Source organism: Burkholderia sola (assembly GCF_905400185.1).
GTDB classification, from domain to species: Bacteria; Pseudomonadota; Gammaproteobacteria; order Burkholderiales; family Burkholderiaceae; genus Burkholderia; species Burkholderia sola.
The window spans coordinates 64,016-86,084 of record NZ_FR989678.1 but is presented as its reverse complement, the minus strand read 5'-3'; the positions used below and the strand labels follow the sequence as shown (position 1 = coordinate 86,084).

16 protein-coding genes are annotated in these 22,069 nt (G+C 60.9%); 9 read left to right on the top strand and 7 right to left on the bottom strand.

Annotated elements, in window-relative coordinates; all coding sequences use genetic code 11:
• The first annotated feature begins 70 nt into the window (after nt 1-70).
• Nucleotides 71-1,747, top strand: a complete 1,677-nt coding sequence (gene pgm, locus KR541_RS36345; RefSeq protein ID WP_089484738.1) for a phosphoglucomutase (alpha-D-glucose-1,6-bisphosphate-dependent) — start codon at nt 71-73, stop codon at nt 1,745-1,747.
• A gap of 23 nt (nt 1,748-1,770) precedes the next feature.
• Here the strand turns inward: pgm and tkt are convergent, their stop codons facing one another.
• From tkt to KR541_RS36320, 5 genes are all read right to left on the bottom strand, one after another.
• Nucleotides 1,771-3,846 carry a transketolase gene (gene tkt, locus KR541_RS36340; protein WP_089484723.1) on the bottom strand — a complete coding sequence of 692 codons (2,076 nt, stop codon included), beginning with the start codon at nt 3,844-3,846 and terminating at the stop codon, nt 1,771-1,773.
• 80 nt (nt 3,847-3,926) lie between these two features.
• Nucleotides 3,927-4,712, bottom strand: a complete 786-nt coding sequence (locus KR541_RS36335) for a PRC-barrel domain-containing protein (RefSeq protein WP_089484724.1) — start codon at nt 4,710-4,712, stop codon at nt 3,927-3,929.
• 350 nt (nt 4,713-5,062) lie between these two features.
• Nucleotides 5,063-5,326 (bottom strand): hypothetical protein, encoded by a 264-nt coding sequence (locus KR541_RS36330; RefSeq protein WP_226248740.1) that lies wholly within the window; start codon nt 5,324-5,326, stop codon nt 5,063-5,065.
• A 133-nt stretch (nt 5,327-5,459) separates the two neighbouring features.
• The gene (locus KR541_RS36325; RefSeq protein ID WP_089484725.1) at nt 5,460-5,948 is read right to left on the bottom strand and encodes a Spy/CpxP family protein refolding chaperone; all 489 of its coding nucleotides are present in this window, start codon (nt 5,946-5,948) and stop codon (nt 5,460-5,462) included.
• Between the two features lie 742 nt (nt 5,949-6,690).
• Nucleotides 6,691-7,410 carry a Crp/Fnr family transcriptional regulator gene (locus KR541_RS36320; RefSeq protein WP_089484727.1) on the bottom strand — a complete coding sequence of 240 codons (720 nt, stop codon included), beginning with the start codon at nt 7,408-7,410 and terminating at the stop codon, nt 6,691-6,693.
• Between the two features lie 859 nt (nt 7,411-8,269).
• On the opposite strand from KR541_RS36320, the gene KR541_RS36315 reads away from it, so the two are divergent.
• The 8 genes from KR541_RS36315 (at nt 8,270) to KR541_RS36280 (ending at nt 20,310) form a co-directional block, all read left to right on the top strand.
• Entirely contained in the window at nt 8,270-11,206 is a 2,937-nt protein-coding gene (locus KR541_RS36315) for a Tn3-like element ISBusp1 family transposase (protein ID WP_089484728.1), read from the top strand.
• Nucleotides 11,207-11,586: 380 nt separating this feature from the next.
• Nucleotides 11,587-12,219 carry a hypothetical protein gene (locus KR541_RS36310; protein WP_143750924.1) on the top strand — a complete coding sequence of 211 codons (633 nt, stop codon included), beginning with the start codon at nt 11,587-11,589 and terminating at the stop codon, nt 12,217-12,219.
• 66 nt (nt 12,220-12,285) lie between these two features.
• A complete protein-coding gene (locus KR541_RS36305; RefSeq protein ID WP_176016859.1) occupies nt 12,286-15,066 on the top strand; it encodes a type VI secretion system Vgr family protein in 2,781 nt (926 codons plus the stop codon).
• 21 nt (nt 15,067-15,087) lie between these two features.
• Complete coding sequence (locus KR541_RS36300; RefSeq protein WP_089484730.1) at nt 15,088-17,316, top strand: T6SS effector phospholipase Tle3 domain-containing protein; 2,229 nt, start codon at nt 15,088-15,090, stop codon at nt 17,314-17,316.
• On the top strand, nt 17,313-18,812 hold the full coding sequence (locus tag KR541_RS36295) for a virulence factor (protein WP_176016860.1): 1,500 nt from the start codon (nt 17,313-17,315) through the stop codon (nt 18,810-18,812). The genes KR541_RS36300 and KR541_RS36295 overlap by 4 nt, the downstream gene beginning before the upstream one ends.
• A 17-nt stretch (nt 18,813-18,829) precedes the next feature.
• Complete coding sequence (locus KR541_RS36290; RefSeq protein WP_143750925.1) at nt 18,830-19,147, top strand: ABC transporter permease family protein; 318 nt, start codon at nt 18,830-18,832, stop codon at nt 19,145-19,147.
• A 100-nt stretch (nt 19,148-19,247) separates the two neighbouring features.
• The gene (locus tag KR541_RS36285) at nt 19,248-19,505 is read left to right on the top strand and encodes a PAAR domain-containing protein (RefSeq protein WP_089484732.1); all 258 of its coding nucleotides are present in this window, start codon (nt 19,248-19,250) and stop codon (nt 19,503-19,505) included.
• A gap of 64 nt (nt 19,506-19,569) precedes the next feature.
• Complete coding sequence (locus KR541_RS36280) at nt 19,570-20,310, top strand: CPBP family intramembrane glutamic endopeptidase (protein ID WP_176016861.1); 741 nt, start codon at nt 19,570-19,572, stop codon at nt 20,308-20,310.
• Between the two features lie 297 nt (nt 20,311-20,607).
• Here KR541_RS36280 and KR541_RS36275 read toward each other — a convergent pair whose 3' ends face one another.
• Nucleotides 20,608-20,811 carry a hypothetical protein gene (locus KR541_RS36275; protein ID WP_089487601.1) on the bottom strand — a complete coding sequence of 68 codons (204 nt, stop codon included), beginning with the start codon at nt 20,809-20,811 and terminating at the stop codon, nt 20,608-20,610.
• 289 nt (nt 20,812-21,100) lie between these two features.
• The gene (locus KR541_RS36270; RefSeq protein ID WP_089487602.1) at nt 21,101-21,772 is read right to left on the bottom strand and encodes a DUF2971 domain-containing protein; all 672 of its coding nucleotides are present in this window, start codon (nt 21,770-21,772) and stop codon (nt 21,101-21,103) included.
• Between the last annotated feature and the right edge of the window lie 297 nt (nt 21,773-22,069).

Genomic DNA, 22,069 nt, shown 5'->3' with positions numbered 1-22,069 from the left:
GGCGGCTGGGGCCCATACAGGAGGCATGTTGAATCCCGCTACATCCGACCCGCCGGGCGCGCCAGCCGCGATGCCCGTCAGTCCGCTGGCAGGCCGGCTCGCGCCTTACGCGCTGTGGATCGACGTTCCCCGCCTCGTGACCGCGTACTACACTGATATGCCGGACCCGGCAGTCCCGGCGCAACGCGTGACGTTCGGCACGTCGGGACACCGGGGTTCCGCGTTGACCCGCAGCTTCAACGAGTGGCATGTCCTCGCGATCACGCAGGCGATCTGCCGGTATCGACGTTCGCACGGCATCCACGGTCCGGTGTTTGTCGGCATCGATACGCATGCGCTTTCCGAACCGGCGCAGGCGAGCGTGCTTGAAGTGCTGGCTGCCAATGGCGTCGAGGTCATGCTGGCGCCACCGGGTGAATACACGCCCACGCCGGCCGTTTCGCGCGCGATCCTGACGTACAACCGGGGACGCAATGCCGGGTTCGCCGACGGCGTCGTCGTGACGCCGTCGCACAATCCGCCGGACAACGGCGGCATCAAGTACAACCAGGCGACCGGCGGCCCGGCCGGGGAAGCCGTCACCCGATGGATCGAAGCGGCCGCGAACGATCTGCTCGAGGCGCGGCTCGCGGGGGTGAGCCGCGCCTCGTTGTCGACGGCATCGAATGCCGCCACGACGCACCGGTACGACTTCCTCGCGGCGTATGTCGACGACCTGGCCAGCGTCATCGACATGGACATCCTGCGCGGCGCGCCGATCCGGCTCGGCGTCGATCCGCTCGGCGGCGCCGGCGTGCACTACTGGGGTGCGATTGCCGAGCGTTACCAACTGAATCTCGCGATCGTCAGCGAGGAAGTCGATCCGACTTTTCGCTTCATGAGCGTCGACTGGGACGGGCGGATCCGCATGGATCCGTCGTCGCCGTATGCGATGCAGAGCCTGATCGCGCGGAAAGACCAATTCGATGTCGCGTTTGCGTGCGATACCGACCACGACCGGCACGGGATCGTCACACGCAGCGACGGTTTGCTGCCGCCCAATCACTATCTCGCGGTGCTCGTCGACTATCTGCTCGCGCATCGGCCGAAATGGCCCGCTCGCGCGGCGGTCGGCAAGTCGGTCGTCTGCAGCGAGATGATCGATCGTGTCGCCCGCGCACACGATCGCGCAATCTACGAAGTGCCCGTCGGCTTCAAGTGGTTCGTCGGCGGATTGCTCGACGGCACGCTGGGGTTCGCCGGCGAGGAGAGTGCGGGGGCCACGTGCCTGCAGCTCGACGGGCAACCCTGGACGACCGACAAGGACGGCATCGTTCCCGCGTTGCTGTCGGCCGAAATCACGATCCGAACCGGCCGCGATCCGGCGGAGCATTACCGTGACCTGGCGCACCGCTTCGGCGCGCCCGCCGAACGGAGGGTACAGGCCGCAGCCACACCTAAGCAGCGCGCGCTGCTGGCGCGGCTAACGCCGCATCAGTTCACGCAGACCGAACTGGCGGGAGAGGCGATCGTCCGGATACTCGATCGGGCGCCGGGCAATCGGGCCGCGATCGGGGGCATCAAGGTGATGACGGAGCACGGCTGGTTTGCCGCGCGGCCGTCAGGTACCGAAGATCTCTACCGGATCTATGCGGAGAGCTTCAACGGAGAGGATCACGTGGCGCGCATCGTGTCCGATGCGCAGTCGATGGTCGACGCGGTGCTCGAAGCAGGCACGCGCAATGCCGGTGGCGGCTCGAACGCCTGATACGCGCATGGGCCGCCCAACGGTCACGCGAGCAGTTTCAGTGCGCGGTCGCAGACGTTCTCGACCGTGAAGCCGAAATCGCGCATCAGCTCGGCGCCCGGCGCCGACGCGCCGAAACCCGCAATGCCGAGTACGTCGCCACGATCGCCGACATAGCGGTGCCAGCCTTGCGACACGCCCGCTTCGATCGCCAGCCGCGCACCGACCGACTTCGGTAGCACGGCGTCCTGATACGACTGGGGCTGAGCGTCGAACAATCTCCAGCAGGGCAGCGACACCACCCGAACCGCCACGCCGCGCGCGAGCAACTCGGCGTGCGCTGCCAGCGCGAGCCCGACTTCCGAGCCTGTCGCGATCAGGATCAGCGCGGGGCGACCGTCGGGGGCATCGGCGAGCACGTAGCCGCCGCGCCGCAAGCCCTCTGCCGGCGCGAACCGGAGGCGATCGATGGTCGGCACGTCCTGGCGGGTCAGGATCAGCGCGGTCGGCCGTTCTCGCGCTTCGAGCGCCACGCGCCACGCGACGGCCGTTTCGTTGGCATCGGCCGGTCGAATCACCAGCAGGCCCGGGACCGCACGCAGGCCGGCAAGCTGTTCCATCGGCTGATGCGTCGCACCGTCCTCGCCGACGGCGAGGCTGTCGTGCGTGAACACGTAGATCACCTGCAGACGCATCAATGCGGCGAGCCGGATCGGTGGACGCATGTAGTCGGAAAAGATCAGGAAGGTCGCGCCGAACGGCACGATGCCGCCGTGGGCCGCCAGGCCGTTCAGGATCGCGCCCATTGCATGCTCGCGCACGCCGAAATGCAGATTGCGGCCGCTGCGGCTCCAGCCGCCGCCGTCGGAACCTTGCCGGTCGAGCGCGTTCATGCCGGCGGCCTCGAAATCGCCGTGCCCGGTCAGCGCGGTGAAGGTGGAGGGATTCAGATCGGCGGAGCCGCCGATGAGCGACGGGACGCGGGGGGCGAGGGCGTTCAGCACCTTGCCGGATGCGACCCGCGTCGCCATGCCTTTCGGATCGGCCGGAAAGACCGGGATATCGCGGTCCCAACTGTCGGGCAGCGCGCCGCGCACCGAGCTCAGCAGCATCTCCGCCAGCTCGGGAAACGCGCGCGCATAGGCTGCGAACAAGGTGTTCCAGTGCGCTTCCCGTATTTGCCCCTCCGCCAGCGCCCGGCGAAAATGCGCGAGCGCCGGTGCGGGGATATGAAACGCGGGATCGGGCGGCCAGCCGAGGTTGTGCTTGGTCAGACGCACCTCGGCGTCGCCGAGCGGCGATCCGTGAGCCTGGTAGGTGTCTTGCCGGTTGGGCGAGCCGTAGCCGAGATGTGTGCGCACGAGGATCAACGACGGACGCCGCTGCTCGGCACGTGCGGCGAGCAGCGCCGCGTCGATGGCGGCAAGGTCGTTGCCGTCGTCGACCGTTTCCGTATGCCAGCCGTAGGCGTCGAACCGTTGCGGGCGATCTTCGGTGAAGGTGATCGCGGTGCCGGCGGATAGCGTGACGCGATTGTCGTCGTACAGGCAGATCAGCTTGCCGAGCCGGAGATGGCCGGCAAGCGATGCGGCTTCCGCCGCGACGCCTTCCATCAGGTCGCCGTCGCTGACGAGTACATAGGTGTGGTGATCCACGATCTCGAAACCGGGGCGGTTGTAGCACGCGGCGAGCCGCGTTTCCGCCATCGCCATGCCGACGGCGTTGGCGAGGCCCTGGCCGAGCGGGCCGGTGGTCGTCTCGACGCCCGGCGTGAGGCCACGCTCCGGATGGCCGGGCGTGAGGCTGCCCGATTGCCGGAAGCGGACGATCTGATCGAGCGGCAGGTCGTAACCGGTGAGGTGAAGCAGGCTGTACAGCAGCATCGAACCATGTCCGGCCGACAGGATGAAGCGATCGCGATCGAGCCACGCCGGATTGACGGGGTGATGCTTGAGATGGCGCATCCATAGCGCATAGGCCATCGGTGCGGCGCCGAGCGGCAAGCCTGGATGTCCGCTCGCTGCTTTCTGCACGGCATCGATCGACAGGAAGCGCAGCGTATTGATGCAGAGCGCATCGAGTGCCGAACCTTCGGTTGGCGGGAAATCGGTTGAGGTCATGCAGCTGCTCCCTGGCGTCCTGTCACGCGATATCCCGCATGGAAGGGGGTTGCGTTGGCTACCCGTTGCGCGGGTCAGCGTTATCGGTCTCCGTGCCAATAGCCGTGCTTGCCGTAGAACTCGTGCAACTCGATCTCGTAGCTGCGATGAACGAGCTGCGAGTCGTCGTATGGAGGGCTCTGGCGGATCGCGTCGCGCGTGAGCGTGGTCGATACCGTTTCCGTGGGCCAGTCCACCTGGTCGAGCCAGTGAGTCGCGATCAGCACTTCCTTGCCGGTCGACCACCAGCTCGACGTGTCGATTGCCAGATAGCGGATCACCCAGGCTTCATCGTCGTAAATGAAGTCGGACACGTGACCGATATGTCCGTCCTTGGCTTCGAGCCGATATCCGTCGACCTCGCCGGTGCTGCGCAGATGCGTATCCGCCGCTGTGCCGGCCGGCGCGGTGTGCGGGAGAAGCGGATCGCCCGCGTCGGCGTCCTGCGACGGCCCGGCGGGATCGAAAGCAGGGTATGCGCCCATTCCCCAAAGGTTCGGGCCACCCCAGTAGGTCGGGTAGTTGTAGTAACGCAGGTACTCGATCTCGTGCTGGCGCGATACCGGCTTGTGCGTGTCCACATTCGGACTGTCCCTCACCTGCTGTTGCGTGAGGCTGACGTATAGCGTGCGGGTCTCGGGATCGGCATGCGTGACGGAATATGGCGAGACCAGCACTTGCCTGTCGTGCAGCCAGTCGCCCGTCTCGACGACGAGGTAACGGATGCACCAGTTGCCATCGTCGAAGTAGGCCTGGTGGATGTGGCCGATATCGCCGTCCTTCGCTCGAACCGTGTCTCCGTGCAACCTTCGAATGCTTCGCAACATGATGTCCTCGCCAGAGCGATGCCCGGCACGTCGGTGATCCGGCTGAACTGCCTGTCACACCGTGGCATCCAGTCGTTCGTCCGTTGGTGCCGAGCGATTCCTGCCGATCGCGTCCCCTCGGATGGTCGGCATGGTTGAAACGCTACACGCGCCGAATGGCCGATGCGGTACGAAACCGTACAAAGCATGCACCCGCTTGAGCACGGGGGTGATCCATCCGGCGGCGAGCCGTCCTTCCCGATATGTCGCGGAACATTCTCTCGGTCTTCGTCGTCAGGATCGCGAAGCAGTTAGGATCAACACGTCGACGGGCTGCCGGGCGACCGAGGCTGCCGGATTCGGTTCGTGTCTCAGCGCAGCCGCAGCGGCATGAACAGCGAGATGCCCGGTGCCGGTACCGGCGCGTAAACCATCGGAGGCGCGCCATACGCATACTCCTCGTCGCCGTCATAACCGTCGTGGCCACCGTTCCGGTAATGGCCGTAGTGACGACCATCCTGATGTGTCATGCGCGCGTGATTGCCCTGGTCCAAACCGTGATTCATTCTCTCCGCATGCAACGGCGGTGCGGCGAAAAGGCAGCCGATCGCGACTATCAGGCCGACGAGTCGCATGCCCGATCTCGGCGCCATTGTGGTTCGACGTGCATGTCCGATAGAAACGTCCATCATGTTCTCCTGTGTACGAATCCGGAATCCGCTGGTCAGTGACTGCCATCGACAGCCGGTATCGGCGGACGGTCCGGAACTATTGTTTCTTGATCAGGTGGTGGTCGTTGCCACGGAAAATCGCATCCGCGTTCTGCTTTTGCGTATTGGACATGCTGTCGTACAGCGGCTGAAATGCCGTGGTCAGCTTTTTGACGCCATCGGCGTGCACGTTGGCGACATCGCCATAGGAGTGGAGATCGTCCATCGCGCTCATGCTGCTCGCATGATCGCTACGGATCTTCCTGAGCGTTTCCATCGCTTTCGCGTTGTCCCGCATCGCCTGCGCGACTGGCTGCCACAGGGATTCCTGGCCGGGTGTGATGCCAAGTCGCTGGTGCAGGCTCTTGATGCGCCCGTCGACCGACTTTTGTGCGGCCACGGTCATGACGTGGGGCGGTGACCGATCCGGTGCGGGTCCGGCGGCCTTCGAGAGTTGGGGGAAGACGGCTGCGCCGAGGGCGACTGTCGCCGCCAGGGAGAACGCGTAGCCAATCTTTCGGGGGGCGGCGAGGAGAGCGGGTGTCATGGCGGATCCTAATGAAATTTCTGAAGGAGTCGACGTGCCGCGACTCACTCGGTCGACGGAAAATTCGGCGCGATAGCTTAGGTATGCGCGGGACGCGTGGCTCAGTCTGTCCGATGCCGGACGGTTTGCCGGTGCGCGTGGCTCGTCTCCCGATACGCGGCGCTTCGCGGTGGCTCGCGATCCGCGTCGAGCGGCATTTTCAAATCGGGCCTATGCTGGGGTCGTAATCGGCGGGATTCCACGCTGACTGGCCGTCGATACGCCGGTCAGTCGAAGCGGCCAGCCTCGTCCGACACTCAGCGCCACGGAGGCGGTTATGCGCAGCAGGTATCGAGAGCAGCATACGAACGGCGGCAAGAGCGAACGCAATGTCGACGAGGCAGTCGAGGGGACATTCCCCGCCAGCGATCCACCGTCGGTCGGCGGTGTCACCAGGATGATTTCCCGCCCGGCCCATCGAAAGCATCACCGGAAGGTGTCGCACGTCAGGCACCGTTAGCGCGGGTTGCACGGCGCGGCGCGGGGCCGCGCCCTGCGTGACCGCGATCCATCGAGTCGTCGCCGGTATTCAGCGATATCGCTGATCGCGGAAGTAACGATCGTGGCGATGGCGCGCCGATGTACCCGGTGTACAGGGTAGCCGGATGAGACGATGTCACGGAGATATCGGGTCGCTTCCACGCCTTCGCGTGGCGCCAGGGGCACGTGCGGGAAAGGCCGGTACGATGCGGCGTAGTAGCGGCTAGAGTCGCTTCAGATCGGGAAGCAGGCGATCGAATTCGCGTTTGACCACGCTGTAGCATTCGCACACGCGTTTTTCGAGCCCAGGGCGATCCAGCACTTCGATATGGCCGTAGTTGTAGCGGATGAGGCCCGCGTCCTGCAGCTTCAATGCCGCTTCGGTCACGCCCGACCTGCGCACGCCCAGCATGTTGGCGATCAGTTCCTGCGTCATGCGCAGCTGGTTCGAAGGCAGGCGGTCGAGGCTGAGCAGCAGCCAGCGGCAAAGTTGCTGGTCGATCGAGTGATGCCGGTTGCACACCGCGGTCTGGGCCATCTGCGTGATGAGCGCCTGGGTATAGCGCAACAACAGGCGCTGCATCGCATTGCCGCGTCGGAATTCTTCTTTCAGGATACGCGCGTCGAGCCGGTAGGCCTGCCCCGCGCTTTGCACGACGGCGCGGCTCGGCGTCGTTTCGCCGCCCATGAACAGCGACACGCCGATCATGCCCTCATGGCCGACGATCGCGATTTCAGCGGATGAGCCATCCTCCATCACATACAGCAGCGACACGATCGACGTGGTCGGAAAATAGACGTGATGCATCTGGCCGCCCGACTCGTACAGCACGTTTCCCAACGGCATGTCGACAACGGTCAGGTGGGGGGCGAGGTGAGCGCGTTCGTTTTCCGGCAGTGCGGCAAGCAGGTGATTTTCGGTAATGGGCGGGTTGTCCAGCATGCGTGGCTCCTGCGCTCGCGCCCGGCAGATGATGGAGAATCCGGCCGATATGGGCGCAGCGGGAATCGGCGGGACGAGACAACGATCATACTTTACCGATCCGACGACCGGACGGGCTGCCGGCGCCAATGCGTCCTTTTTTCGACGAGTGTGGAATGACCGTTCGAATGCGAATCTGCCTTCAAAAATTATAGTGTCGGCACATGCCTCATCAAGGTGCGCGCAATCACGCGCGCTCGATATGGAACCGATATTTCACTGCGCGGTTGACGGAAAATTCCCGGCCTTGAACACGTGATGCAACGGCAGGCGCGGATTGACCCGTTCGATGAATTGCGCGGCCGAGATGACGGGCATGAACGCGGACACGTAACTTTTCCGATATGAACCGGTAGAGAGTTCGGGATGGATGAGCCCGAGGGGCCGCAGGGGATCATGCTGGCGGCATCAAAGCCTCTCGTGGGCCGTGGATGATTCGGCATTCAGCCAGTAGCCATGCTTGCCGTAAAACAGATGCAGCGCAACTCGCCTAGTATTGGTCTCGCATGGGTATGGTGGGAGGATTGAGACGGCGTGCGGTCGAAGGTTATTGGGCGCACGAGCACAACATTTGACATAAGCTAAACTAGCGACGTTTTAGGGTCGCAAGAAAATTCTGCATCGAGCAAGCTCCTTGTTGACGCACGCCACCTGGTCTCAACGACGACAGCTCGCGCAGCTTGAGCGCCTCGGCTCGTTTTCGTTCCGGCACCATTCTTAGGCGATCGACAGCTGCAGCTGCCATCCCGACTTTCCCCGTAGCACCTCATTTTTTGCCTCGCTACGCTGGGCCGCTCTCGTCATCGATGCGGAGTCGCTGATGGACCACTGGCGATTGGCTTATCTCGGGATCCGACAGGTGCCGCGCGAGCTGAGCGAATTCGAGCTCGCGACATTCTTCACGTTCTCCAAGCGCGAGCGTGTTGCCATTGATTCGAGACGCACCGATCTCTTTCGGCTCGCGGTGGCGTTGCACATCGGCTTTCTGCGCATGACCGGCCGGCCGCTCGGCTCGTACAAGCAGATCCCCACAGTTCTCTTGCGACATCTTGGCCGACAGCTGAATGTAAAGCCGCCAGACCTAGGCACGTTACGTTCACTTTACGATGGCAACCTCAAGACCTTATCCGACCACCAGCGCTTTGCTCGGGACGCCATCAATTTTCGCGCCGTCGCGGAACATCAACGTCGGTATGTCATCCGTTGGCTCAAAGAACAACTCTCCGGTCGCCCGGAACGCGGCCAGTTGACGAACGATCTCAAACGTTGGTTCTACGACCATCGCATCGTGATACCACCGGAGCGCATGCTCAGGCAGTTTGTCGTCCAGGCTGTACGCGACATTGAGGGGCAATTGCACGGCGCGCTCGAGCAGGCTGTTGGTATGGAAAAACTCGAGAGTTGGGCGCGAGTTCTGGCTCAGCCCCATGGAGAACATTCAAGTCTCCAGCGATGGCTGTGGGCCGTCCCGCTGCGCAACTCGACCCATCAGATGAGCGAGATCCTCGACAAAGTCAACTTGCTCACGATGCACGAGGTGGCAACGCGTTGGCCGGTTGAATGCAACGATGCCATGGTGCGCCACTACGCCCGCCGTTGTGCAAGCCGCCCGCCATCGATCAGTAAGCGAATCGAACCCCAAAGCCGACGAATCGAAGCCGCCTGCTTCATGCGATATTCCCTCTGTATTGCGACTGATCAGGTACTCGAGATGCTCCGGCGATGGGTACTGAAGGTTGTCAACGACACGTCACGCGAAGTGGATGCGATGCGGATGAAGGCCGCGGATCAACTCCGCGAGTTCGCGCTTGCCGTCAAAGCACTTGCCAATGATGAAACCCTCTCGCGCGAACAGCTCGGGGAGAAGCTTTGTCTGCTTGCAGACGATGTTTTGCAACCGCATCCCACCAGCCGTCGGAGCCAGATCCGGCAGTGCCTGGTCCGAAAGCGGTACTACGCCCGTAACCTTTTGAATCGGATCGTGCAGTTGCCGTTCGAGGCCGAGGGTGCTCATCCTGTAGTCGATGCTCTCTCGTTACTACGTGTGCTATATCGACGTCGCGCTTATCTCCTGCCCGACGGGGTCAATATCAGGCTTGGGCGCGCGTGGCGCGAGGCGATCGATGGTTACGATCGGCTGCGGGCCATGGTTGCTTTCGAGTGGGCCACCCTCTTTGCGCTCCGTGTCGCCCTGCGCAACGGCTCGGTTTTCATCAACCACAGCTTCTCGTTCAGAAGTCAGTCGCATATGCTGATCTCGGCCGAGCAGTGGAAGGCAAAGCGTAACAATCACTATGGACACCTCGGCCTGCCCCAAGACCCGAACGAATTTCTCGGACCAATCCTTGAACAGCTCGAACAGCGCCTCGCATTACTCGATGATGCCGTGGTCAATGGTTCGATCCGGGTTGATACTGCTGTCCACCTCGAACCGATTGCTGCGCAGGATCCAGACGCAGAAGCCGATCAACTTCGCCGTCAGATCTTCGAAGCTCATCCGCCAGGCCAATTTCCCGAGATCATCCTCGAGATCGATAGTGCGACACGCTTCAGTTGGATCCTGCTTGGACGCGAGCCGCGGTCACGCACCGAGTTACTGATGGTGTATTCGGCGATACTGGCTCACGGCACCTCGCTGACGGCAGCTGATATTTCTCGGATGGTCCCGGAAGTGTCAACTGAGGCGATTCGCCAAATGATGAAGCGTCTCGCGGACGAACGAATGCTGCGTACAGCGGCCGACGCCGTCCTTGAATTCATGCACGAACACCCGATCGCCGCCCACTGGGGTCGAGCCGATCTAGCGTCGTCGGACATGATGTCGCTGGAGACAACCCGGACGATTTGGCGAGCGCGTGCGGATCCACGTCGCCGGACTGCATCCATCGGGATGTACACGCATGTGCTGGATCGTTGGGGCATTTTCTACGACCAGCCCATCATCCTGAATGAGCGACAAGCAGGCGCAGCAATCGAGGGCGTCGTCCGGCAAAGCGCAACCAAGGACATCGCTCAACTCGCCGTCGATACGCACGGTTACACCGATTTCGCGATGGGCGTGTCCCGGGCACTTGGCTTTGATTTATGCCCTCGCCTGTCACACCTTCGTGACCGACGTTTGCACGTGCCTCGCAGTCAGGTGGTGCCGGCGCGGCTCGCAGGGGTCACGGATCGGGACGTCCGACTCGGTCTCATCGTTGACGTGTGGGACGAGTTCGTGAGGATCGCCGCATCGATTCGCTCTGGCCAATGCACGGCTGTCGAAGCGATTGCCAGATTCGGATCAGCTGCTCGAGGGCAGGCTGTGTACGATGGCGGCGTTCACATCGGCCGCTTATTCCGAAGTATTTTTTTGATCGACTACTTCACAAATGCCTCTTTCCGGTCGGAGTTGCAACATGCCCTGAATCGGGGAGAAGCGGTGCATACCGTGCAACGCGCGATTCACATCGGTCGCATTCCGGTGGAGCTAGCTCGGCGCCAAGAATCGCTCGCGGCAGTGTCATCGGCGTTGACCCTGCTCTCGAACATCTTGATGGCTTGGAACACCACCCACATGCAACGAGCCCTGGAGAACATCGAAGCTAGTCGGGGGCAGCCGATCGCGACCGAGCAACTCCGGCGAATCGCCCCAACTCATATCGAAGGCATCAACTTGCGCGGCACCTTCAATTTTCCCGTGTCACTGTACGCAAAGCGGATCTTGCCGAGCATCGCGGCCGACAACCCCATTCCGTCAACCAGTCGGAGCGCCTAACGACGGGGTGAACTTGCGCCGCCGGTGAAGGGACCTCTCATCTTCGATTCACCTCGTCCGGAGACACCCTCTGCTTCGATAGCGGAGGGTAGACACTAAGCCATTGTTTTATCGGAATTAATATTTAGGGCCGCAAGGCAAGGCCTTGCCAGGCCTAAAGGCGTCTAACCGGAAAAGCGCACGGAAATCAAGACCACCCCTCTACGGAAGGCCGGGGAGTATGGCACTGGCACCAGCGCGAGGAGCAACCGAGCGACGTAACAATGCTTGACGTTCTGTCTGGAGCTGCCCGCCTAGAATGACTTGACCAAATCGTCTTATGATCTAATGACCGAATTTCGTACGTTTTGATGTCGAGTCCGGGCCATCTGTTCGACGCCATGAAGACGCTGGAGCCGGAGCAGCCGGTTTTCGTCCTGACGACGCCAACACCGGTGGATGTCTCGTCGGTTTTGGCTGATCGCTCGAGGTTCGGCCCAGCAGTCCGCTGCTTTTTGTCGCCGTTCGACGCACTGCTGGAGATGGTGTTCCTGCGGCGCCAGGATTCCGACGCAGTCGAGTCGGTTCTGCAGTCGAGCCGCTTGCCGGTGGGCATCTTCTTTTCGAACACGTTTCGGCAGCGGCCGCTGACCGTACATGTAGCGTGGCTGGCTCACGAGAATCGGCTCGTTGCGCATCAGGATGGCCATCTCATCCGGGCGGCTCGAGACCAGGCGGCACGGTGGCGCGTGAGCCCGCGGCGCCATAAGGTGATGGCGATCGAAGCTGAGACGTGGGCGATACTCGATCGATTACACGAGCGCGCCGGGCTGTTTGCCTGGCGAGACACGTTGCAGATCGCGCGTCGGTGGCTCGCTTCGCCGACGGTCGAAGAAAGCTCGCTCCGGCGGGCAGTCGCCGCGCTCGACGCTGTCGCTCCGATAGTTGTGCCGGCTGGCGAGGCCGAGCAATTGGCGCTGTACGACCCGGAGGCCGGGTGTTGGCACTTCGTGCCGCGCGACGTAATCGCCTGACGCCTCGCAGGCCTTCGGTCGACGTCGCGATTGGCAGGACATGAACAAGAAACAGAGAGGGCCGAAGTGAGCATCAGCGAAACACTCAGTAGCTTTGCATCGGGCGCGGTCGACTGGAACCGGCGCCCGGTCGCATTGAATTTCGGGCGGCTGCAAGGAACGCTGGGGCGTCTCCTTGCGCTTCAGCACGCAAACGTTCACGAGGGGCTGATGACCGGGATTCACGGGCATCTCACCTGCGTTTCGCCCCGACACGACCTACCGCCAACACTCTTTATCGGCGTGCCGGTCTCCGTGCGACTGGTGACCGACCGCGGCCAGTTGCACACGATCAACGCGATTATCCAGAACGTGCAGATTGGCCAGAGCGATGGCGAACTTTGCGTTTACCAGCTGACCATTTGTGATGCGCTCTCGCTGATGGACAAGCGTACGAACTCGCGCGTTTTCCGAAAGCAAAGTGTTGTCGACATCCTCGCCGTGATGTTTAACGAATGGCGCCAGCGCAGCCCTGCCCTCGCCCGCGCTTTCGAGTTTGACCTGTCCTTTCTGAATCGCGATCGCTATCCGCCCCGAGAATTGACTCGGCAGGTGAACGAGTCGGACGCCGCGTTTGTGCGGCGTCTGGTGCGTCGCGAAGGGATTTCGATCTTCGCGAAGTCCGGCCCCGCAAAGGGCAGCTCGAGCGGCCAGGACGATACCCCGATCCATACGCTGATCTGCTGCGACAATCCGGACTCGCTGCAGGAAAGCGTGGCCGGAACAGTCCGTCTTCACCCGCGCGACGCCGGCACCGAAGAGCGCGATACCGTTACGCTGTTCGCGCTGCACGCGCGCCTGGTACCGGGCACCGCCAGCCGTCCTTCGTGGGACTACAAAAAGGCGCGCATCGACGAGTCGACGGTCGCCGGTAGTGTCGACCAAGGCGACGCCGGCAATGACCTCGCCAAGCTCCTGACCGACGTCGCGATCGATGTCCCGCACGCAGGAGACTCATGGGACGATCACGATCGACTCACCCGCTCACGCATGCTGGCTCATCAATTCGAAGCTGAACAGTACGATGGGGCGAGTGGGATTCGTGATCTCGCGGTCGGCACTTGGATCACGCTGACGGGCGATCCTGAACTGGACATGCAGGCGGCCGACAAGCGGCAGTTCGTCATCACGTCGATTCGCCACGACGTCTCCAACAATCTGCCAAAGGGGCTGACGGAGCGCGTGCAGATGCTGTTCGCTGCGAGCAAGAACCTGGTGTCGCCTTCGCCGGCCCAGCTCGCGCCCTCTTCCACTGAATCGGATACGCGTTACGAGAACACGTTCACATGCGTGCGGCGCGGCGTACCGATCACGCCCGCGTACGATCCGAAGATCGACCTCCCTCCGGTTCATCTTCTGACCGGCGTCATCGTCACACGGGACGGCGATGAAGTTGTGACCGACGAGCTCGGTCGAGTCTATGTGCGGATCCACGGCCTGGATCCCGCTGACCATTCGCACGCACAAGGGGCCGGCACGAACGACAATGCCGGCGACAGCGCACCGGTCCGAGTGGCGTCGAGTCTGGCGGGCACGCAGTTCGGTGCGTCGTTTCTTCCCCGCATCGGCATGGAGGTCCTGCTCGGCGCGATCGGCGGGGATCCTGACCGATTGGTGATCATTGCGGTCCTCGGCAACGGTGCGAATCCACCCGCAGCATTCACGCACACCGGTTCGCTGCCAGGCAACCGGTATGTGTCGGGTATCAAAACGAAGGAAATCAAAGGCCAGCGTTACAACCAACTACGCCTCGACGACACGCCAGGCCAGATTTCCAGTCAGCTGGCGAGCGAGCACGCGCATTCGCAGCTGAATCTGGGCTACCTGACGCAACCGCGCCAGGACGGCCAAGGAAAGGATCGTGGCGAAGGCGCGGAGTTGCGCACCGACGCGGCCGCAGCGCTGCGTGCGGCACAAGGCATCTTGCTGACGACCTACGCTCGTTCGCAGGCGAGCGGTGGCCAGCTTGATCGCGACGAGCTGCTGCAGCTGCTCGGCGAGTGCACCGAATTGTTCAAGTCGCTGGGGGACTATGCGGGCGAGCACGGCGGACAGGCGACCGACACGGCCGGCCAGCAGGCCGTCGCATCAGCGTTCAAGAGCTGGACGCCCGCGGGTGGCGCATCGGGGACTGGTGCCGGCGAAGCTGGTGGCTCGCAGGCGCTGATGGCGTTTGGCGCTCAGGCCGGCTCGGTTGCGATCACCCCGAAGACGCACGTGACGTACGCGGGCGAGAACATCGACCAGGTCGCGCAGCAACATGTCCAGTTGACCAGTGGCCAGCGCATCAACCTGCACGGTGGCCGCGGCGTTGCAATGTTCGCCCACAGCGATGGCGTATCGGCGATCGCGAATCAAGGCAAGGTCATCCTGCAAAGCCAGGCCGACGACACGCAGATCGATTCGGCCAAGAACATCCAGTTCTCGGCGGCCGACGGCAAGATCACCGGCATGGCGAACGACCAGGTGGTCTTCACGACGTCCGGCGGGGCCTACCTGAAGCTGCACGGCAGCGACATTGAGCTCGGATGTCCGGGCAAGTTCACCGTGAAATCGGCCGGCCATTCGTGGCAAGGCCCGGCCAGCATGAGCACGGACATGCCGAAATTCGACCATGCGCCGCTCGGGCGGGTGCCGAAACTGGTGCGGGCCTCCGACGGCAATCCGATCGAGGGTTACGTCGGCGAGGTCCACAAGGCGTCGGGTGAAATCGTGAACGGCCAGACAGACAGCGCCGGCACGATGCCCCCGATCGACCACAACCAGTTCGAACAGGTGGTCGTGAAATTCTTCAAGAAAGACGCATAAACGAGCTACAGGGTACGGGTCATGCCAACAACACCACGCAGTCCAGCCGCGACCGCCAAGGGCACTCTACTGCCCAACAAGAAGAAGGAACTCGTTGCAGTCAAACCGATGCCGTTGCCAGGCGTCGTGATCTTCGTGCACGGGGTCAACTCCGAGGGGGAGTGGTTCGGCCCGGCCGAAGAAGGTATCTGCCGAGGATTGAATCGGCGCCTTGGGCGGCTCGACGATCAGATGATGTTCAAAGGCCCCGAGGGCGGACAGCTTACCCCGGCTAAGTACATCAAGTTCCTGACGAATGACGGCTTCGTCAATCCGAAGATGACGCCGCAAACCTACGTGCAACCCGACCCTTCGTGGTCACCGGTCATCCATTTCCGGTGGGGACATAAGGCGAATAAGGAAGAGCTGCAGGAGTTTGGTGGGAACATTTTCCTGAACGAACAAAACTACTGGGGGGGCGGCCCATTTGCAAACGGGTGTTCGAGCCTTCCGGACTTGTGGAACGTCGGGGTCAACGACCGACTGTTTCTGTGGCTGCAGATCCAGGATTTGAACCCCGTTGCCGCGCGGATGGTGTACTCAACACCTAATCGTCATTACGGGGTAATGGCTGCCCTGCGTCTCGCTAAATTGATCGAGTCGATTCGGAAAAAGCAAGCGGATTGTCCGATCACTGTGGTTTGTCATAGCCAAGGCAACATCGTCGGGATCACGGCCGCGTTTCTGGGCGACCAATTGCCTGATGTGAAGGATGGCCAAGGGAAATCCGGCCATTGTGTCGCCGACGCCTATGTGCTGGCCAACGCGCCATACAGCTTGGTTGACGACCTCAAGACCGATTCCTGGACTCAACGCACCGCAAAGGATTCAAAAGGCCGACGCGGCCGTGAAACGTGGGAAGCTCGCGTACACACTCTGTCCAACTTCTTCGACATTATCCGGGCTCGGTTCAGCCAAGAACCGACACCAGAGGATATCGATCCGGAAATGTCGAATATGTGCACGTCGTCAAAAGGCAAACCCTACAAGGCAGCAGACGATCGACAGGCGCACGGGCTTCAGGTATGGGGTAAAACCTCCATGGGACCGACAGGTTATGGAAACACGTACCGTACCTACGGTCGGGTTACCCTCTACTGTTGTCCGCACGATCAAGTGATCTCCGCGACGACCGTCCAGGGGATCGGTTGGCGAGGATTGACCCCATATGAAATCGAAGTCACGGGCGGCGCTGATTGCTTCACGCAACGTGTATTCGCCTCGGGCTACCTTGTCGGCCAGAAGCCCGGGGAGCTTTACGATTACACCAAGAATGACTGGCGCTACAAGAAGGGAAAGACGAAAGGCTTCTGGTATCCCCCGTCGCCCGAAGCACAGTTCTCGATCATCAAATCGTTGCAAAGCCGAACGACCCTTCGAGACATGTGGGGGATCTGGAAGATGCGAGGTATTGGAACGCTCGTCAACATCGGACGGCCGGCGGTCAATGCGACGCCACCCGACTGGTGGGCGATTCCGATCGACGCACCCAAGCTGGATCACCCTTTCACCCCGGTCGCAATGAAATACGGTAGTCCGATGTCGCCCGTCCATGACGGCCCGGCAGCAACCAGCCTCTTTAACGAAGGCAATGACCCGGTCGCCGCTGCGCGCGACAAGAGCAAAACTGCTGCGGAAAAGAAGTCGGGCGATGCAATCGACAACTACGGCGGTGCCACTGCGCTGGGCAACGAAGACAGCGAAGCGGATATGCGCTACGAAATGCACGCGATCGTTCGCCAAACCGTTCGGCATAACGAAAAGACAAACAGCGCGTTGATGGACGGAAACGGCAACGTCATTTCAGAGCAACCAGGCTTCAACTCGAACGGCGAGGCAAAGCAGTACTCCGGGGCCACCGTAACGGCTTACCTTGGTGAGACGGAGAAGAACAACCCGACCAATCACTCGACGATCATGACGAACGCGATGCATGCGGAGCACGCTCTCGCCTATGATGTCGCGATCGGCTTGTGCAAGCTGACGCCGGACGACTGGAGGGATTTGCGTATTGAAGCCGACTGGCGCTTCGGAAAGGGGCTGGATAAAGCCAACCCTCACAAAAAATATGCGGAATATTTTCACGAAGGCAAGATGAACGGAAGCTTTCTTACTCGCTGGATCAAAGAAGATCCCGATGCGCACATGCCGAAGAAAATCGTTGATGAAAGAGACGGCTGGATGATTCTCGACGCGGCTCATTCCTTATGAGCGCGCTCATTTCGTCTCGGCCGCGACGTGTTGCCGTCGCGCTTGCCATCTTGCTGTTGTCGGTCGCGATAGCGGCGACCTGGACGTATCATGCTCAGCAGGCTGCACCGCAGCCGCTCTCGGTTGAGGAATGGATGAAACGATTGATTGTGTTGCCGCTGTTGGTCGTGGTCGCTGTGTTGGCGCTCTGGACGGGACTTCGAAAATCTGGCGGAGAAAAAGTCGCGGCAACCACGGTTGGCACAGGGGCTAGCGTCGCCGTGGCAGCCCCAGTCCCCAATCAACCGTTTCGCGCGCAAGTCGTTGGGCTCGCGTGGCTCAATCCGCTAGAACGGCGCGACTATCCGACCGAATGGCAGCTGCTTTGGACGATGGGTCTCGTTCAGCCCAACGAGCACGATGACATGGTCAAGGAGGATCCGAAAGGCTTCACCACCTTGCAGCCAGTCGCCGGCGTAGCCTATGGCAATGATGGCCGCGAGACGTTTGACGGGTTTTATGAGAAGTACATCGATCAACTTCTCGTTTTATTCGGCGAAATTTACGTGATGAGCCCGGTGTATTTCTACAACGTCCACTCAAAGGAACGAAAGGGGTGGCGAGAGCTGGCTGGAACCCACATCGAGTTTGCAATTCCGGAAAAACGCCTTGATCCGGAGGAATCTCGAAAGTACTTGGTCAAGCAGTTCGTGTCGATGTTTGAGATTGGCAATCAGGATGCACCAAGTTTGTGGAGCAAGGATACTCCGCCAGACGTTCACATCACGCCCGGTGGTCCGAACGCGGGCTTCACTTCGCTGAATCGCGCACTCGACTATCTGCAAGCACACCCCGACCAGAGCGTATGGGTGATGAACTGGGATGCGCCGAGCTTCCCGCCGAAAGACAACCAGATGAACGAGAACATGGTTCTGCTCGTTCTAACGGGTCCGGACTTCAAGACGGAGCGTGAACCGCTCGCATGGGTCGGGCGCGTAGCTGTCGGCAACGTGAACGACTTCGAGAAGAAGTCCGGGACGACGCGCGCAGTGCAGGCGTGGAAATCGACCATCGAACAGGCGGCCCATAATGCAGGTGTGACGACGGCGGACCTGCACTACGTGGTCCACGACGCCGGCAAGGGCAGCGACGTTGCGTCTGCACGGCTTGGTGCGCTGTCACAGACGTTGACCGAGGTGCTGCCCGAGTACGACTTCAAGAAGCAGACCTTCAACACGCCGGCGCTGCTTGGCGAGATGGGTGCCGGTACCGCGCTGACCGACGTGGCACTCGCGATCGGCCGCGCGAACCATCTCGGCGGGAATACGCTGGTTGCCGGCACGAACGATGCCGAACACCCGATGGCCGTTGTCGTTGTTCCTCCTGCGAAGCTGAATCCGGTCGATCCAAAGAAGCCATGGTTCCGCGCGGCCGGCGAAGGCAGTGCGTATCTGCCCTGGTGGGGAAAGCGGCACGACGTCGATTACAGTCGGTCCGGGCAAGGCTACAGCTTCTAAGCTAACCGCAGCGTGACATGGAGCAACGTGGACGACGCGCGGTGCGCGCGTCATCCGTTTTCGACGTGAGGTTTGCTATGGGACTGGGGGCGTACAAACCCTCACGCCATCATCAATTGTTGGGGTGGGGCGTTGGGTTAATTGGCGCGGGAATTGGCCTTTTCTCCGTTCTTATTGTGTTTCTGGCGATTGGTGCATTTGACCAGTGGCATATGCAAAGCAATGCTCAGTTGAGCTTCGTTTTCTCCATGCCGGTTCTCATCGTTGTAATCGGACTCACCCTGGTTATCGTGGGTTTGGTCAAAGCGATCAAAGCGTTCAGAGCACGCAAATGAAGCGATATGGCGTCTGCACGTGAATTGCCAGCACGATGGAAAATCGATGTGACCGTGCGGCAGAGTCTACGTCGGTCTTGAACCAGTAGCAGGAGCTTTCATGCGCGGTGTAATTCGGGTTGGAGACGTACACAGTCACGGAGGACGCGTCGAGTTAGGCGCGCCCAACAGCGAAGTCATGGGACGGCCGGTCGCACGAGTCGGCGACCGCTGCACCTGCCCTATCCACGGCGAGTGTGTGATCGTGGAGGGTGATGCCGATTTCAACGTGGAGGGTAGTTTCGCATCATTCGACGGCCACAAGACCTCATGCGGTGCGGTGCTCATCACTTCACTTCCGACATCCGGGCGCACGTAGTTTCCGGGTACAAGCATCAACCAACTAAGCAGATCATCACCTCCTACCCTAGAGACTAAACCCGATGGCCACTACGATTACTGAACCCAGCTACCCTCCCCCTCGCAGCGCGAAAGCGTTTGCCAAAAGCTGGCGCTGGGCCTTGCTGTTCGGATTTTTCGTCTATTGGGGCTATCGACTACTCGAGCTTGTTCTGCTTGGTGTGGTGGTAGAACAGTTCGGGCTGACTTCCGAAGCCAAGTCTTACACGATCCTCTTCGCATACGTCCCCGCGCTCGTATTTCTTGGCGGCATGTTCTACGTCCATCGGCGCCTGGTGTTTCCCGACATTCAATTTGTTGGGGCGTTCAAGCGGCGAGACGTGGTTACCGGCATCGCGTTGGTCACGCTCGTGTATCTCCTGGGATACGGGCTCGCATGGCTAACACACCAGCCGCGTGAACCGATCATGGCTTCGCTCTTTCAGTCCAAGACGTCCCTACAAATTGTCGTGATGATCGGTGCGATGCTTTTGCTTCCGCCGGTAGTCGAGGAGTTGGCCTTCCGCCATTTCCTGCTATCTATGCTCCCCTTCCGTGCGAGCTGGTGGGTCGCAGCGGTCGCGGTATGTGCAACCGGGTTGTTCTTCTCGTACGTCCACGCTTACCAATACTGGACGACGAACTTGACGATTTTTCTTGTCGGCGTGGTTTTCGCAGTGGCGAGAATTCGTTCGAACGGCATGACGTTGCCCATAATGCTTCACGCCTATGCGGTCGTGCTGGCGCTTGTGCTGGACCAGCTGATGGCCGCAGCTATCGGGTAGCTTGCCGCGTCGTCCGCAACGGTTCACTGCACTCGCATACCGAAGTCATCAGGAATGCCAACGTCGTGAAGCGAGGGCTGCAGCTATGGCCCACGCGGCACCCCTCTGGGTCTCAAGAGGTTCGGTTGTCCCTCGCCAAGCGAGCACAAGCGACGGACACCCTCTTGAAACTTGTCAGCATCGTAGCATGCAGGTCGCGGACGGATTGGAATCCCGTGGTCAACGAGATCGCGCTTCTCCCTTTTTGGTCAGTCATCACAGCGGTCGACCTGGTCGTGTTGTCGCCGGTGACCGGGACTACAGCAACGACAATTGATTGCCGCTGGCCGTTGAGGGTTCGCGATCATGCTCCGGTGCCGCCATTTGCGGTTGCTCCGCGACAGGCGAACTCGCAATGGCATCGCCCCCCCGCTCGTTCCGGCAGCGCTCGCGGCCCCATTCGGGGCTCAGGACATCGGACGAGAACAGTACGCCGGGGGCAATCTGAATCAGCAGCGTCATCGACGAGTCCTCCCATTGAATGCCGTGATATTCACAAGGCTGGCGTTGCGCGCCAGACTGGACCAACCACCATGCACCATCGTCGTGATCGTACGGCACTTGTGGCCGTTGCTCTACCTCGATCGCAACAGACTGCCTGCGGTCGTGGGGGTGCGTTCAGCACCATTTCTCGGCGGTCGCGTGCAGCGGTAAGCGCGTTTATCACAATGGCACGATTGTCGGCTCGCTTGCTCGCCATATCGCGTAGCGAGTGCTGACGCGTCCGCTTTGTTTGCCGTGCGTATCCATTCTATTCCGAATGGCGGCCAGTCACGAGAACAGGCATATTTCTCTGTTCGACGATTTTGAATTCTTTGAACGCCAACCGTGCTTTTCGGACCTCTACGTCGTGGCCAATGTCACCGATCCAGGACGCAACCTCCTCTTGTGGCGTTTCGCAGCGCACGCCGATGACCACCTCGCGCAACGCGAGATGGTCACCAAATTCCGCGTAGTAGTGTCCATCGTCATCCCGGTCCTGAAGGTCAGCCATTACCCGATACTCGCCTTCGTATCGCCACGCATCGAACTTCGTTAGCAGCATAGCTTTCACCATGTCGGGGGTAACCCCAGCGTTGTGCGCATTTAGGTCGATGTCGAAATTGAGTCGATTTGGTTCGTAATTGATCTTCATCGCCCATTCATCTGGTACATCGAACCCAAGACACATGCCGTAGTGTTTGTTGCCGTAATGTGCCCACATGACCGGACTTTGCCAATGCGTTGAAAAACAGATAACACCACGCTGTTTGGATAGATGCTGGCGAAGCACCTGAGCAACCCTTCGATGCTGTTGAGTAGGGAGGATGTGTGGTAACAGCTCAAAGGGGTCGTTAAGTTCTTCGAAAAGCGAGATTTTCATGCGACGTTCGTCGATAATCTTCTTCGCCCATTTTTCTGCTGTCAGGTAGTAGAGTCGCATGGTCGGTCAGGATGGAATTGACTTGTGCATTGTATCGGCTTCCGGTAATGGATCCGGTATTCCGTAGAGGTCGGCTCCCGAGCGACTGCGCGCGTGGACATGAGCCTCGGGCTTTCTGATTCGCGCTATCGTATGAGTCTCCGCTTTGGTTTCTTTGGTCAATCGTTGTTCGAAACGGCGTAGTACAGGTGCCACCACCAAGCTGTCCGCGACTTCACGGCCTTCGTGCATTTCCATGCATCAGTGTCGCCAGCACTCATGGCCTTGAGCGTTCCATTCATATTCGGACACGCTCCG